Consider the following 15,194-nt stretch of genomic DNA (forward strand, 5'->3'; position numbering starts at 1 on the left):
ACGGCACCGACCCCCACCACACACGGGCCCCATATCCACGGTCCGAGCCATGAATCACGCGGCGCCAGCCGCGTCGTACCGGTCCATACGCCGCACCGAAGCCACCGGCCAGGCAGCCGAACACGGCGCCAAGCCACACGACGGCACCCCACCGGGCGACGGCGCCAAAACTGTTGTGGGCAAGCGTCCCGCTCGGCGGGACGGGTGGGCACAACCCGTGCCACCGGCCCGCACCACGCGAACGAAACCCCAAAGGGCACCCACACCAGGCGCACCCCCTGAGGGCGCACGGTCCAGGAGGGGCCCGCCTCGGGAAAGGGTCGCCCCGCAGGGGCTGGGCGCAGCCCCACTAGGCGGAAGGCTGACCCCGAAACGGAAAGGGAACGCCTCAAACGCGGCGTCAGCCGCGAAAGCTGCGGAGGTCCAGTTGATGCAGCACCCGGTCGCAGACCTCGGGGTCAACGCCTGGCTCGCCGCGCGCGGCCAGCACCTCATGCCGCGCCGCCGACAACAGCTCCCCGTTCAACCGGTGCACCTTCTTCATCCGCTTCACGCGCTTGGCGTGCGCCTCCCGCCGCTCGTCGTCGACGATGTCGGGCGAGATCCGCGCCCCCACGTCCCACGCCCGCCGGGCCAGCAGCTCGGAGACCTCTTCGGGAAGTTCCTCGACCTCCTCGATCTCCTTGAGCCGCCGTTTCGCGGCCTTCGCGACGCGGACGGCGAGCTGTCGCTCCAGCTCGCGCTCGGCCGCGCTGTCGGCCTGTACGTTCAGCCGCTTGACCAGCCATGGCAGCGTCAGCCCCTGGAAGACGAGGGTGACGAGGACGACGGCGAAGGCGATGAAGAGGATCGCGGCGCGCTCGGGGAAGGGCCCGCCGCCCGCCGAGGCGTCGACGGTGAGGGGGACGGCGAGGGCCAGCGCGACGGAGGCCACCCCGCGCATTCCTGACCACCAGACGACGAGGGTCTCGCGCCAGTTGACGGGGATGTCCTCGTCCAGGTCCTTGTGCCGGTGCAGCCGCTTGGCCAGCCACGCGGCGGGGAGCAGCCAGGCCAGCCGTACGACCACGACGGCGGCGACCACGGCGACGGCCGCGGGCAGCAGCTCGTTCCAGCGCCCGCTGACGGGTCCGATGACGGCGGCGAGTTCGAGCCCGATGAGGCCGAACGCGATGCCCGTGACGAGGGTGTCGACGATGGACCAGAAGGTCTGTCCGGCGAGCCGCCCCTGCACGTCGTCCGCGTCGACCGCGCGCCCCGAGCCGAGGTAGAGGGCCGTGGTGAGGACGGCGAGCACGCCGGAGCCCATCAGTTCCTCGGCCAGTACGTAGGAGGCGAAGGGCACCAGCAGCGAGAGGCCGGTCTGGAGGGTGGCGTCGCCGAGGTAGACGGCGAGCTTGTTGGCCGCCCAGCCCAGCGCGAGTCCGACGGCCACGGCGACGACGGCGGAGAGGACCAGTTCCCCGGCCGCGCCCGGCCACGAGAAGCTGCCGGTCACGGCGGCGGCGATGGCCACGTGGTAGAGGGTGATCGCGGTGACGTCGTTGAAGAGGCCCTCGCCCTCCAGGATGGAGACGAGCCGTCGCGGCAGCCCGAGCTTGCCCGCGACGGTGGTCGCGGCGACCGGGTCGGGCGGCGCGACGAGGGCGCCGAGCGCGACGGCGCCCGCGATGCCGAGCCCCGGCACCAGCGCGTTGGCGACGAACGCGACGACCGCCGTGGTCACGAAGACCAGGGCGACGGCGAGCAGGAAGATGGGCCGTTTGTTCGCGGCGAACTGCCGCCAGGAGGTGCGCTGGACCGTCGCGTAGAGCAGGGGAGGCAGCACCAGCGGAAGGATGAACTCCGGCGGCACCTGCACGTCGGGCACGAACGGCAGCAGTGCCAGCAGCCCGCCGAAGAGGGTCATGAGCACGGGCGAGGGCAGCCCGAGCCGGTCACCCAGCGGCACCATCACCACGGCAGCGAGCAGCAGGGCGAAGAGCAGGGCGAGCTGGTCCACGCTTACGCACTCTCCGCACGCACCACGTCCAGCGCTCGCTGGAGGTCGTCAGGGTAGCCGCTCTCGTACTCGACCCAGCTTCCGTCGGAGGGGTGCTCGAAGCCGAGCCGGAGCGCGTGGAGCCACTGCCGCTCCAGCTTCAGCCGTTTGGCGAGCGTGGGGTCGGCGCCGTAGGTGAGGTCGCCGACGCAGGGGTGCCGGTGCGCCGACATGTGCACCCGGATCTGGTGGGTGCGCCCTGTCTCCAGCTTGATGTCGAGGAGGCTGGCGGCGCGGAACGCCTCGATGAGGTCGTAGTGGGTGACGGAGGGCTTGCCCTCGGCGGTGACGGCCCACTTGTAGTCGTGCTGCGGGTGGCGTCCGATGGGCGCGTCGATGGTGCCGCTGAGCGGGTCGGGGTGGCCCTGGACGAGCGCGTGGTAGCGCTTGTCGACGGTGCGCTCCTTGAACTGGCGCTTGAGCAGCGTGTAGGCCCGCTCGGACTTGGCGACGACCATCAGGCCCGACGTGCCCACGTCCAGCCGGTGCACGATGCCCTGGCGCTCGGCGGCGCCGGAGGTGGCGATGGTGTAGCCGGCGGCGGCCAGGCCGCCGATCACGGTGGGCCCTGACCAGCCGGGGCTGGGGTGCGCGGCGACGCCGACGGGCTTGACGATCACGACGATGTCCTCGTCGTCGTGGATGATCTCCATTCCCTCGACCGGTTCCGCGACGATCCGCACGGGCGCGGGTGGCGCGGGCATCTCGACCTCGATCCAGGCGCCGCCGTGGACCCGGTCGGACTTTCCGGCCTCCGCCCCGTCCAGCAGGACCTTTCCTTCCGCGGCCAGTTCGGCCGCCTTGGTGCGGGAGAAGCCGAACATCCGGGCCAGGGCGGCGTCTATACGCTCGCCTTCCAGGCCGTCCGGTACGGGCAGGGTGCGGATCTCGGGAAGCGTGCTCACCTGATCGAGTATGCCGGACGTGGCCCGTTCACCCTCACTCGCGCGGACCGCCCCGGGGTGCGACGGCCTCTCCCGCTGGCGACGGTGTCACTACCCACGGGCGCCGACGGCGCTGTGCCGACCTCGCGAGGGAGCACGTATGCGTGGCACGAATCCGGCGTCCGGGAGCCATCCGATACCGGGCCGGGGCACCGGGCGGTCAGCGCGCCCGGGGTCCCGGCGCCCGCGCCGCGGCCCGCACAGCCGCAGTCCGCTCCGTCGCGGCCCGTACAGCCGTCGCGCCGTCACCCTCGCGGGCGCCACGGCCCTGGCCACCGCGGCCCTGGCCCTGATGCCCGTCGACCACGCGGGGGCCTCGGTGATGTCGGGCCCGTGCGCCGTCGTGCCTGGGCCCGGCTTCGACGAGGGCCCGCCTGGGCCCGGCTTCGTCCGGCCGCAGGGCGACCGCAAAGCCGTCATGATCATGGTCGACTTCCCCGACCTCCCGGCGCGCGGCTCCCCCTCCCGCCGCGCGTCCTTCTTCTCGGACTTCACGGACGACTACCTCGCGCAGGCGTCCCACGGCAGGTACCGGCTCGATCTGGAGCCCACGAGCGGCTGGGTGCGGATGCCGCGCGCCTGGGCCTCGTACGGCATCGGACGCGGCGTCCCGACGGCCACCATGCGCGCCTACGTGCAGGACGCGCTGGACGCGGCCGAGCGCCGGGGCACCGACTTCACCGGCACCGAGATGGTCTACGTCGTCGCCGACGACAACGTCCCGGCGCCGCCCACCGTCTCCCAGGCCAACACCTTCACGGGCCTGCGCGCGGGGCAGGGGCTGACGGGCACGTCCATACGGGGGGCCGCGCTCGTCTTCGGCAGGAGCCAGGACGCGGCCGTCTGGCAGCGGGGCAACTTCGTCCACGAGGCCAACCACCTCTACGGGCTGCCCGACCTCTACGACACCGGCGAGGACGCCTCGGTCCGCCACGCGGGCGGCTGGGACACCATGAGCATGGCGGGGATCTCGGACCTCATGGGCTGGCACAAGTGGAAGTTCGGCTGGCTCGACACCGACCAGGTCGGCTGCGTCAGCTCCCCCGGCACCTCGGAGCACGAGCTGCGCCCCGTCGCCTCGCCCGGAGGCGGGAGCATCGCGGTCGTCCGTACGGGCCCGAGCCGCGCCGTCGTCGCCGAGGCCCGCACCAGGACGGGCCTGGACCGGGGCATCTGCGCCGAGGGGGTGCTGCTCTACACCGTGGACTCCCGCGTCCCCACGGGCAGCGGCCCGGTGCGCGTCGTGGACGCCACACCGCGCAGCGGCGGCGGCCCCGCCTGCTCGGGCCGCGACCCCGGCGAACTGGCCGAACTGGCGGACGCGCCGTTCCGGCCCGGCGGGAGCCACACCTTCCCCGACGGCGTCCACGTCCGGGTGACCGGGGTGACGGCCGACGGGTACGCGGTGCGCGTCACCCGAAGGTGATCCGGAGGTGAGGCGTGGGGCGGGTGCCTCCCGGGGAGTCCTCGGAAGGCGGCGAGGAGCCGTCAGTCCCGGTGGACGGTTCCGTCGGGGTCGAGGCCGCGGAAGGAGAGGATGACGATCAGGACACCGCCGCACACGATCGCCGAGTCCGCCAGGTTGAAGACCGCGAAGTGACTGGGCGCGATGAAGTCCACGACCGCGCCCTGGAAGACGCTGGGCGCGCGGAAGATCCGGTCGGTCAGGTTGCCGAAGGCACCGCCCAGCAGCAGCCCGAGCGCGATGGCCCAGGGCGTGCTGTAGAGCTTGCGCGCGATCCGCGCGATGACGACGATCACCGCCGCCGCGATCACGGTGAGGACGATCGTCAGCGCCTCGCCGATCCCGAAGGCGGCGCCCCTGTTGCGGATGACATCGAGCTGGAGCAGCGTGCCGATCACCTGGATCGGCGCGTGGTGCTCCAGCTTGGCGACGACGATCAGCTTGGTGGCGAGGTCCAGCGCGTACGCGAGGAGCGCGACGCCGACGAGCACACCGATGCGCCTGCTCCCGCGGCCCGCCGCGGTCTCGCCCGGTGCTTCGTCGCCGGAACTCTCACCCGGCGTCTCCTCGCCGGGGCGCTCGTCCCGTACGTCCTCGCCGGAACGCCCGCTCCGCGCGTCCTCGTCCGGCTCTTCCGCGGCCCCGTCCGGAGTATCGATGCCCCGCTCCACCTCTGTCACGCAACGAGGGTACGACACCACGGTACGGGGCGTTCAGCGGCGCTCCTGCTTCTGCTTGCACTCGACGCACAGCGTGGCCCGGGGGAACGCCTGCATCCTGGCCTTGCCGATCGGGTTGCCGCAGTTCTCGCAGAGTCCGTACGTCCCGGCGTCGAGCCGTTCCAGGGCCCGCTCGGTCTGGTAGAGCATCTCGCGGGCGTTAGCGGCCAGCGACATCTCGTGCTCGCGGGTGATGTTCTTGGTGCCGGTGTCGGCGTCGTCATCGCCCGCGCCGTCGCCCGAGTCCCGCATCAGGCCGTTCAGCGCCTCCTCGGAGGCCGCGATCTCGCTCTTCAGCCGTTCGGCCTCGGTGCCGAGCCCGGTCCTGGCCTCCTCGACCTCTTCCGGGGTCCACGGGTCCTCGCCCGGCCGTACGGCCAGCTCGCCGGGCGGAACGGGCGTCCCCGACGCCGCACGAGCGGTGGGTACCTTCTCGGCCTTCGCCACCGGAGTCTTCTTCGCAGCCACCGTCTGGGCTCCCGTCGTCTTCGCGGCGTCCGCTTCCGCGGGCGCCGCCTTCTTGGCGGCTTTCTTCGCGGGGGCCTTCTCCGCCTTACGGGCGGTCGGCTCCGCGGCTGCCGCCTCGGCCGGTGCGGCGGCCTTCTTGGCCGCCGCCTTCTTCGTCGTCGCTTTCCTCGCCGGAGATCCGTCGGCGCTCTTCTTGGCCGCCGCCTTCTTTCCAGCCGCGGTCTTCTTCCCCGCGTTCCGCTTGGTCACGCCCTTCTTGGCCGTGGCCTTCGTCGCCTTTTCCCCCGTCACGGCCTCGTCGGCCCTGTTCCCGCCGTCGGCCCCGTCCTCACCCACGGCCTTCCCGGGCGCGGCCTTCTCCGTGGACTCGTCGCCGGCCGCCGTCTTCTTACCGGCAGTCTTTCTCGCCACCATTGGCCGCGGCCCCTTCACATATTGTGATCTTGCTCGCGAAACGTGACCGGAACGATAAATCGACTTCGGGCGCGCGGCAACGGGGCACGCCGGTCTGCAAGCGTTGTGCCCCGCCCGGCCCTGCGAAAACCGCTCGGTCCCCGCACGCGGAGCCCCGTACACTGGGGGGTGGCGACAGGCGATGAAGGGGACGAGTAGCGTCCGTGAGCGGCCAGGAGCGACCCGGGGACGGTGAGAGCCCGGGGGCGAGCGCGAACGTGAAGATCACCCCCGAGCCGCCGGAAGAAAACCCGCTCCTCGCAGCGGGCGAGTAGAACCGGCAGCGCTGCCCCAATGAGGGGACGGTGGGCCCGGCCCGCCGTCAAGGAGGGTGGTACCGCGGGTCCGCTGCCGTCAGGCCGCGCGCTCGTCCCTCCGACGGAAGATGCCTGCTTCTTGTCTGTCCGCCGGAGGAAGTCCCGCCGATGCCATACCGTCAGGTGCCAGCCCAGGTCGACCTGCCCGCCCTTGAGCACGCCGTGCTCGATTTCTGGCGGGAGAACAAGGTCTTTTCGCGCACCCTTGAGCAGTCCGAGGGCCGCCCCGAGTGGGTGTTCTACGAGGGCCCCCCGACCGCCAACGGCATGCCGGGCGCCCATCACATCGAGGCCCGCGTCTTCAAGGACGTCTTCCCCCGCTTCCGCACCATGCGCGGCTACCACGTCGCGCGCAAGGCGGGCTGGGACTGCCACGGGCTGCCGGTCGAGCTGGCCGTCGAGAAGGAGCTGGGCTTCAGCGGCAAGCAGGACATCGAGGACTACGGCATCGCGGCCTTCAACGCCAAGTGCCGCGAGTCCGTGACGCGCCACACGGACGCGTTCGCCGCGCTGACGACCCGCATGGGCTACTGGGTCGACATGGACGACGCCTACCGCACGATGAACCCCGAGTACGTCGAGTCGGTCTGGTGGTCGCTGAAGGAGATCTTCAAGAAGGGCCTCCTCGCCGAGGACCACCGCGTCTCCCCCTGGTGCCCCCGCTGCGGCACGGGGCTCTCGGACCACGAGCTGGCGCAGGGGTACGAGACGGTCGTCGATCCCTCCGTCTACGTCCGCTTCCCCCTCACCTCGGGCCCCCTCGCGGGCGAGGCGGCGATGCTCGTGTGGACGACCACGCCCTGGACCCTCGTGTCCAACACCGCCGTCGCGGCGCACCCCGAGGTCACCTACGTGGTGGCCACCGACGGCCGGGAGAAGCTGGTCGTCGCCGAACCGCTGCTGGAGAAGGCGCTCGGCGAGGGCTGGGAGGCCACCGGGCAGCGCTTCACCGGGGCCGAGATGGAGCGCTGGGCCTACCAGCCGCCCTTCGAGCTGGTGGACGTCCCCGAAGCGCACTTCGTCGTCAACGCCGAGTACGTCACCACCGAGGACGGCACGGGCCTCGTCCACCAGTCCCCCGCCTTCGGCGAGGACGACATGCGGGTGTGCCGCGCGTACGGCCTGCCCGTGGTCAACCCCGTCCGGCCCGACGGCACCTTCGAAGCGGAGTTGCCGCTGGTGGGCGGGCAGTTCTTCAAGAAGGCCGACGAGGACCTCGTCGCCGACCTGGACGCGCGCGGCCTCCTCTTCCGGCACGTGGCCTACGAGCACAGCTATCCGCACTGCTGGCGCTGCCACACCGCGCTGCTCTACTACGCGCAGCCGTCCTGGTACATCCGCACGACGCGGGTCAAGGAGGCGCTGCTGCGGGAGAACGAGCGGACGAACTGGTTCCCCGAGTCCGTCAAGCACGGCCGCTTCGGCGACTGGCTCGACAACAACGTGGACTGGGCGCTCTCCCGCAACCGCTACTGGGGCACCCCGCTGCCCATCTGGCGCTGCGCCGAGGGCCACCTGACCTGCGTCGGCTCGCTGGCCGAGCTGAGCGAGCTGACCGGAACCGACCAGTCGGGCCTGGATCCGCACCGCCCCTACATCGACGAGGTCACCTTCGGCTGCACCGCCGAGGGCTGCTCGCTGGAGGCGGCGCGCGTCCCCGAGGTCATCGACGCCTGGTACGACTCCGGCTCGATGCCCTTCGCGCAGTGGGGCTACCCGTACAAGAACAAGGAGCTGTTCGAGAAGCGCTATCCGGCGCAGTTCATCTCGGAGGCCATCGACCAGACCCGCGGCTGGTTCTACACGCTCATGGCCGTCGGCACCCTCGTCTTCGACAAGTCGAGCTATGAGAACGTCGTCTGCCTCGGCCACATCCTCGCCGAGGACGGCCGCAAGATGTCCAAGCACCTGGGCAACACTCTGGAGCCCATCCCCCTGATGGACCAGCACGGGGCCGACGCGGTGCGCTGGTTCATGGCCGCGGGCGGCTCCCCGTGGGCGGCGCGGCGCGTGGGCCACAACACGATCCAGGAGGTCGTGCGCAAGACCCTGCTGACGTACTGGAACACGGTCGCCTTCCAGGCCCTGTACGCGCGTACGTCGGACTGGGCCCCCAGCGAGGCCGACCCGGCGCCCGCCGATCGCCCGCTGCTGGACCGCTGGCTGCTGAGCGAGCTGCACGCGCTGGTCGATCTCGTCACCATCGCGATGGAGAACTACGACACGCAGCGCGCGGGCAAGCTGCTCTCCACCTTCGTCGACGACCTCTCCAACTGGTACGTGCGCCGCTCGCGCCGCCGCTTCTGGCAGGGCGACGCGGCGGCGCTGCGCACGCTGCACGACGTCGTGGAGACCGTCACCCGGCTCATGGCCCCGCTCGTCCCCTTCATCACGGAGCGGGTCTGGCAGGACCTGGTCGTGCCCGTCACCCCGGGCGCGCCCGACTCGGTGCACCTGGCGTCCTGGCCCGAGGCCGACCTCGGCAAGATCGACCCCGAGCTGTCGCAGGACATGCTGCTGGTGCGCCGCCTCGTCGAGCTGGGGCGCGCCACGCGCGCCGAGTCCGGCGTCAAGACCCGGCAGCCGCTGTCCCGCGCGCTGGTGGGGGCGCAGGGCTTTGAGACGCTCTCCCCCGATCTGCGCACCCAGATCACGGAGGAGCTGAACGTCTCCGACCTCGCCTCGCTCTCCGACGTGGGCGGCTCCCTCGTCGACACCTCGGCGAAGGCCAACTTCCGCGCCCTGGGCCGCCGCTTCGGGAAGGGCACCCAGGCCGTGGCGAAGGCCATCGCCGAGGCGGACGCGGCGGAACTGTCGGCCGCGCTGCGCCTGGGGACGGCCTCGGTGGAGGTCGACGGCGAGACGGTGTCCCTCGCGCCGGAAGAGGTCATCATCACGGAGACCCCGCGCGAGGGCTGGTCCGTCGCCTCCGACTCCGGTGCGACGGTAGCGCTGGACCTGGAGATCACCCCGGAGCTGCGCCGGGTGGGCCTCGCGCGGGACGCGATCCGCCTGATCCAGGAGGCCCGCAAGAACTCCGGGCTCGACGTCGCTGACCGGATCGCCCTGCGGTGGGCTTCCGCGGACGAGGAGGTCGAGCTGGCGCTCACGGAGCACGCCTCGCTGATCGCCGAGGAGGTCCTCGCGTCGGACTTCGCCCTCGTGGACGAGCCCGGCGCGGACGGCTCCTTCGGCGAACCGTTCCGGGACGAGTCCCTCCCCCTGACGTTCACCCTCCGCAAGGTGTAACCGCTTCTCTGCCCTCCGACGCCGAGCCGGGTCCCATGGTGGGGCCCGGCTCGGCGTCGTCACCAGCAGAGCGCAAAAGGGCCGGGCCCGGGAGCTTGTGCTCCCGGGCCCGGCCCTTGTCGTGGCTCACGCAGCCTCAGCCGCGCCCCGTGAGGGGAATCAGTTGTCGTCCTCGTCGATGAGGAAGCCCCGCATCGGCGAAGGCGCCTGCTGCGTCGGCTGGGGCCCGCCCTGGGGACGGACCGGGGCCATGGGCTGGGTCATCGCCGGGGACATCTGCTGCTGGCCGCCGCCGTACGACTGGCCACCGCCCTGCGTGTGACCGCCGTTGGCCGGACCACCGTGACCACCCATGGTGTGGTTGTTGCCACCCATGGACTGGTGGCCGCCACCCATCCCGGCGGAGGCACCCGCACCGGCGGGCGCGCCGGCCGAGGCCATCGAGGGGGACGGCGGCAGCGAGGCCGTGGCGGGAGTACGCGGCGGGGCGAGCGAGTCGTCCGCCTGGTTCTCCAGCTGGCGGAGCTGGCTCTCCAGGTACGACTTCAGACGCGTGCGGTACTCACGCTCGAAGCCGCGCAGGTCCTCGACCTTCCGCTCAAGAGTCGCCCGCGCGGACTCCAGGGAGCCCATCGCGACACGGTGCTTCTCCTGCGCGTCCCGCTCCAGCGCGTCGGCCTTGGCACGGGCGTCCCGCTCCAGACCCTCGGCGCGGCTGCGGGCCTCGCCGACGATCTTGTTGGCCTCGGAACGGGCCTCCGCGATGGCCTGGTCGGCGGTCTGCTGGGCAAGCGACAGGACGCGCGCGGCGCTGTCGTTGTTCTGCCCGCCGCCACCCGGCATCTGGAGCTGTCCACCGGGGCCGCCGGGACCGCCCGGGCCGCCCATGGGGCCGCCCTGCTGCTGGGGACCGGGGCCCTGCGGACCGCCGGGGCCCTGGGGACCGTGACCCATCGGGCCCGGGCCCTGGGGGCCGCCGGGACCGGAGGGAAGCTGCGGCTGGCCGCCGGGCAACTGGGGCGGGCCACCCATGGGACCGCCGGGGCCCTGCGGACCACCGGGGCCGCCCTGCTGCTGGCCGGGCTGTCCGTGCTGGCCGGGCGGCACAGGCTGCGGTCCCGATATGGCGGCGGGGACGGGTGCCCCGCCCTGCCGGTCCTGCGGTTCCTGCTTGCGCATACCGCCCTGCTGCTGGTTCTGCGCGGCGGCACGGGTGGCCGCGGCCAGTTTGGCGCGCAGATCCTCGTTCTCACGCAGCAAGCGCGTCAGTTCGGCTTCGACCTCATCGAGGAAGGCATCGACCTCGTCCTCGTCATAGCCTTCTCGGAGGCGGACGGTCGTGAACTGCTTGTTCCGCACGTCCTCGGGGGTCAGTGGCATCTCTTCACCTCAACGTAAGTCGTCGGCATATCGGCAAGACCATTTCGATCGTTCACAGCCCGGCCACGACGTTGATCAGGATGTAGACGATGATCATGAGCACGAAGAAGGACAGGTCGAGCGCCACGCCCCCGAAGCGCAGCGGCGGGATGAACCGCCGCAGAAGCTTGAGTGGCGGATCGGTGACAGTGTAGGTGGCCTCCAGAACGACCACCATCGCCTTGCCGGGTTGCCATGAGCGGGCGAACTGGAAGACGTAGTCCATCACCAGCCGGAAGATCAGCACGAGCATGAAGCAGTACAGCGCGATTTGGACCACGTCGAATGCGGTTCTCATCTGCGCTGCCCTCTCCCCTTGCCTGTTGGCTCTCGTGCGGCCTCACGGCCCGTTCCCTTGATCCTGCGTCCTGCGTCTCAGCTCTGGTTGAAGAACCCGCCCTCTGCGATGCGGGCCTTGTCCTCCGCCGTGACATCGACGTTAGCAGGAGACAGCAGGAACACCTTCTGCGTCACGCGCTCGATGCTGCCATGCAAACCGAAGACTAGACCGGCCGCGAAGTCGACAAGTCGCTTCGCATCTGTGTCATCCATCTCGGTGAGATTCATGATCACCGGCGTGCCCTCACGGAAGTGTTCCCCGATGGTACGGGCCTCGTTGTAGGTCCGGGGGTGAAGTGTGGTGATCCGGTACGGCTCCCGTTCGGACACGACCTTGGGCATGATCACCGGTGCGCTCTTCTCCAGGTTCTGGCGTTCAGGTGTGATGGATGACACGGGAGCAATTCTCCCGGATCGTCCGCTTTCTGTAGCTGCCGCCGGAGGCGGCGACGGTTCGCGCTCCCGCTGAGCCGGGGGGTGCATGACCCTCACGGACTCGTCGGGCTCGGTCTTTTGCAGGGAGTGATGTGACTGGTGCGGTTCATGCCGCCGACGGTCCCGCTCGGGCTCAGGCTCGGGCTCGAACTCGTCGTCGGGGTCAAACCCCGGGCCGTCGTACCCATCGTCCTCCACGAGGCCGAGGTAGACCGCCATCTTGCGCATAGCGCCGGCCATTCTCTGCGTCCTCCGCTCTGTGGTGGGTCCCAGCCTCCGTCGGGAAAACCCCAGACTCCGTCACCGGTGGCCTTGGATCCACGCGGCCTCTCCGCCCGGTCTGCCGGACCGACGGAAATGACCATATTTTCTGCTGTGGTCCGACTTGCTTCGCGACGTTACCGGAGCCGGGGTCGGTCTCCGAGTACCGCACTGCCGACACGTACATGTGTCGCACCGGCAGCCACCGCCTCTTCGAGATCCGCACTCATCCCTGCTGACACCATGTTCGCAGCAGGATGCGCCGCTCGCAGGCCGCTTGAGATTTCCCTCAGCCGCTCGAAGGCGGCCCCCGGACGGCCCGCGTAGGGCCCCTCCAGGGGCGCCACGGTCATCAGGCCCGCGAGCCGCAGCCCGTCGGCCTCCGCCACGGCATCGGCCAGCCCCTCCACCGCGTCGGGGGCCACACCGCCCCTGCTGCCCAGGGAGCCTGACGGGGCGTCGAGCGCGACCTGGATCAGGCAGCCCAGCTCGCGCCCCGCACGCCCTGCCGCGCCCGCGAGCGAGGTCACAAGACGGGACCTGTCCACGGAGTGGACGAAGTCGGCGTAACCGGCCACGGAACGGGCCTTGTTCGTCTGGAGCTGGCCGACGAAGTGCCACTGGAGCCCGAGACCGGCGCACTCGGCCGCCTTGGGAGCCGCGTCCTGGTCCCGGTTCTCCGCGACGTGCGTGACCCCCAGCTCGGCCAGCAGCCGCACATCGCTCGCGGGGTAGGTCTTGGTGACCACGATCAGTGTGACGTCACCGGGCTCGCGCCCCGCCGCGACACACGCGCCGTTGATGCGCTGCTCCACTCGGGCGAGGTTCTCGGCGAGTTCGGCCTTACGGGCCGTGAGATCCGTCATGGTTCAGCTCGCCTCCCACCACACGTAGCTCGCGAGGCGTCCCGTCGTCTTCTCCCTGCGGTACGAGAAGTGGTCCTCGGACTCCAGCGTGCAAACGGAAGACTGTTCCCATCTTGTGACGCCCAGCGCCGCGAGCTGAGCCCGTACGCCCGCGGGGGTGTCGATCGCGGGAGTGCCCCAGCTCGTGGTGGCGTACGCCTCCGGGACGACGGCGGCGACCTCGTCGCGCATCCGCTCCGGTACCTCGTAGCAGCGCCCGCAGACAGCGGGCCCCGTTCGGGCGAGCATGCGCTCCGGACGGGCACCGAGCCGCGTCATCGCCTCGACGGCGGCGGGGACCACTCCGGCGACCAGCCCTGGCCGCCCGGCGTGCGCGGCGCCGACGACGCCCGCGACGGGGTCGGCCAGCAGCACCGGCGTGCAGTCGGCGGTGAGGACGGCGAGGGCGAGGCCCTCACGGGCCGTCACCACCGCGTCCACGGGGGGCGCTTCCGCGTTCTCCGCCGTCTCCCAGGGGCCTTCGACCTCGGCGACGTCGCGGCCGTGCACCTGGTTCATCCAGACCACGCCGCCCGGGTCAAGACCGAGTTCCTTGGCCGCGCGCTCGCGGTTGGTCCGTACGGCATCCGGGTCGTCGCCGACCGCGCCGCCGAGATTGAGTGCCGCATACGGAACGGCGCTCACCCCGCCCCACCTGTCGGTGAAGGCGAAGTGCGCGCCGCTCGCTGTGTCGTGTCGCGCTATCACTTCAAGAAGTCCGGCACATCCAGCTCCTCGGCCTGGCCGTCGGTGTACGGACGGGCCGGCGGGACCTGCGGGGCGCCGGTCGGGGGCGGCGGGACCTCGCTGACCGGAGAGGGCTCGGGCGCCGGGGCCGGCGGGGGCTCCTCCTCACGGGTGACGGAGCCGAGGCCGCCGAACGTGGGACGCTCGCCGTCGCTCTCGGGCGCGGAGTAGGAGGACGAGGAGGCCGGAGCGGGCTCCTCCCTGCTGCTGTGCGAACCGAGCGCCTTCTCGCGGTTCTTGGACGGGGGCTGCCCGCCGTCGAACCCGGCCGCGATGACGGTGACCCTGACCTCGTCGCCGAGCGCATCGTCGATGACGGCGCCGAAGATGATGTTGGCCTCGGGGTGTGCGGCCTCGCTGACGAGCTGGGCGGCCTCGTTGATCTCGAAGAGACCGAGGTCGGAACCGCCGGAGATGGAGAGCAGCACGCCCCGCGCGCCGTCGATGGACGCCTCCAGGAGTGGCGAGGAGATCGCCATCTCCGCGGCGGCGACGGCGCGGTCGTCCCCGCGTGCCGAGCCGATGCCCATCAGCGCGGAGCCCGCCTCGGACATCACGGACTTGACGTCGGCGAAGTCCAGGTTGATGAGACCCGGGGTGGTGATGAGGTCGGTGATGCCCTGGACGCCGGACAGCAGCACCTGGTCGGCCGACTTGAAGGCGTCGAGCACGCTGACCTGGCGGTCCGAGATGGACAGCAGCCGGTCGTTGGGGATGACGATGAGGGTGTCGACCTCGTCGCGCAGCCCCGCGATGCCGTCCTCCGCCTGGTTGGCGCGGCGGCGGCCCTCGAAGGTGAAGGGGCGGGTCACGACGCCGATCGTCAGGGCGCCGAGCGAGCGGGCGATGTTCGCGACGACGGGGGCGCCACCGGTGCCGGTGCCGCCGCCCTCGCCCGCGGTCACGAAGACCATGTCGGCCCCCTTGAGGACCTCCTCGATCTCCTCACGGTGGTCCTCGGCGGCCTTGCGGCCGACATCGGGGTTGGCGCCCGCGCCGAGGCCGCGAGTCAGCTCGCGGCCCACGTCGAGCTTGACGTCGGCGTCGCTCATCAACAGGGCTTGCGCATCGGTGTTGATCGCGATGAACTCGACGCCCTTGAGACCGACCTCGATCATCCGGTTGATGGCATTCACGCCACCGCCGCCAATGCCGACGACCTTGATGACTGCGAGGTAGTTCTGCGGTGCTGCCACGTCGAAGGCCTCTCGCCTCGAGTTACGTATCCCTGTGGGGCGGTCCGAACGCCGACCCGAACCCTAAGCGTGAAGTTTAGGGTTACCAGTGCCTGTCTTCCTTGGACTCTTAGGAACGGACACTAAGTCGACAAGTGGTGGGTGTTCAACGAACACGCCGAACCTCCCGTTTTTCTTTTCACCCTATGTGATCAGGCCCTGAGCCGGTGATCCAGGGTGCTGGCCTGCGCTGACGT

12 protein-coding genes are annotated in these 15,194 nt (G+C 71.0%); 2 read left to right on the forward strand and 10 right to left on the reverse strand.

What is annotated here, in order from left to right; genetic code table 11:
- Positions 1–400 precede the first annotated feature (400 nt).
- Together ACYVOO_RS38930 and ACYVOO_RS38935 are read right to left on the reverse strand one after the other, a co-directional pair.
- Positions 401–2,002: a Na+/H+ antiporter gene (locus tag ACYVOO_RS38930; RefSeq protein WP_461020455.1), complete on the reverse strand. Its 1,602-nt coding sequence runs from the start codon at positions 2,000–2,002 to the stop codon at positions 401–403.
- Between the two features lie 2 nt (positions 2,003–2,004).
- On the reverse strand, positions 2,005–2,946 hold the full coding sequence (locus ACYVOO_RS38935) for an RluA family pseudouridine synthase (RefSeq protein ID WP_461020456.1): 942 nt from the start codon (positions 2,944–2,946) through the stop codon (positions 2,005–2,007).
- A gap of 139 nt (positions 2,947–3,085) precedes the next feature.
- Here ACYVOO_RS38935 and ACYVOO_RS38940 point away from each other — a divergent pair, with 139 nt between their 5' ends.
- Complete coding sequence (locus ACYVOO_RS38940; protein ID WP_461020457.1) at positions 3,086–4,411, forward strand: metallopeptidase domain-containing protein; 1,326 nt, start codon at positions 3,086–3,088, stop codon at positions 4,409–4,411.
- Positions 4,412–4,473: 62 nt separating this feature from the next.
- Here ACYVOO_RS38940 and lspA read toward each other — a convergent pair whose 3' ends face one another.
- Both lspA and ACYVOO_RS38950 read right to left on the reverse strand, forming a co-directional pair.
- On the reverse strand, positions 4,474–5,130 hold the full coding sequence (gene lspA / locus ACYVOO_RS38945) for a signal peptidase II (protein WP_453351095.1): 657 nt from the start codon (positions 5,128–5,130) through the stop codon (positions 4,474–4,476).
- Positions 5,131–5,163: 33 nt separating this feature from the next.
- Positions 5,164–6,051: a TraR/DksA family transcriptional regulator gene (locus tag ACYVOO_RS38950; RefSeq protein WP_461020458.1), complete on the reverse strand. Its 888-nt coding sequence runs from the start codon at positions 6,049–6,051 to the stop codon at positions 5,164–5,166.
- Positions 6,052–6,515: 464 nt separating this feature from the next.
- Between ACYVOO_RS38950 and ileS the strand changes: the two genes are divergently transcribed.
- Positions 6,516–9,656, forward strand: a complete 3,141-nt coding sequence (ileS, locus tag ACYVOO_RS38955; protein ID WP_461020459.1) for an isoleucine--tRNA ligase — start codon at positions 6,516–6,518, stop codon at positions 9,654–9,656.
- A 159-nt stretch (positions 9,657–9,815) separates the two neighbouring features.
- Here ileS and ACYVOO_RS38960 read toward each other — a convergent pair whose 3' ends face one another.
- From ACYVOO_RS38960 to ftsZ, 6 genes are all read right to left on the reverse strand, one after another.
- Entirely contained in the window at positions 9,816–11,036 is a 1,221-nt protein-coding gene (locus tag ACYVOO_RS38960) for a DivIVA domain-containing protein (RefSeq protein WP_461020460.1), read from the reverse strand.
- Positions 11,037–11,088: 52 nt separating this feature from the next.
- Positions 11,089–11,373, reverse strand: a complete 285-nt coding sequence (locus tag ACYVOO_RS38965) for a YggT family protein (RefSeq protein ID WP_453346343.1) — start codon at positions 11,371–11,373, stop codon at positions 11,089–11,091.
- Between the two features lie 77 nt (positions 11,374–11,450).
- Positions 11,451–12,089, reverse strand: coding sequence for a cell division protein SepF (locus tag ACYVOO_RS38970; RefSeq protein WP_453346344.1), 639 nt, complete (start codon positions 12,087–12,089; stop codon positions 11,451–11,453).
- Between the two features lie 158 nt (positions 12,090–12,247).
- Positions 12,248–12,976 (reverse strand): YggS family pyridoxal phosphate-dependent enzyme, encoded by a 729-nt coding sequence (locus ACYVOO_RS38975; RefSeq protein WP_461020461.1) that lies wholly within the window; start codon positions 12,974–12,976, stop codon positions 12,248–12,250.
- A gap of 3 nt (positions 12,977–12,979) precedes the next feature.
- Positions 12,980–13,723, reverse strand: coding sequence for a peptidoglycan editing factor PgeF (gene pgeF / locus ACYVOO_RS38980; protein ID WP_461020462.1), 744 nt, complete (start codon positions 13,721–13,723; stop codon positions 12,980–12,982).
- Entirely contained in the window at positions 13,720–14,958 is a 1,239-nt protein-coding gene (gene ftsZ, locus ACYVOO_RS38985) for a cell division protein FtsZ (RefSeq protein WP_461020463.1), read from the reverse strand. The genes pgeF and ftsZ overlap by 4 nt, the downstream gene beginning before the upstream one ends.
- Between the last annotated feature and the right edge of the window lie 236 nt (positions 14,959–15,194).

This window comes from Streptomyces daliensis (genome assembly GCF_054782395.1).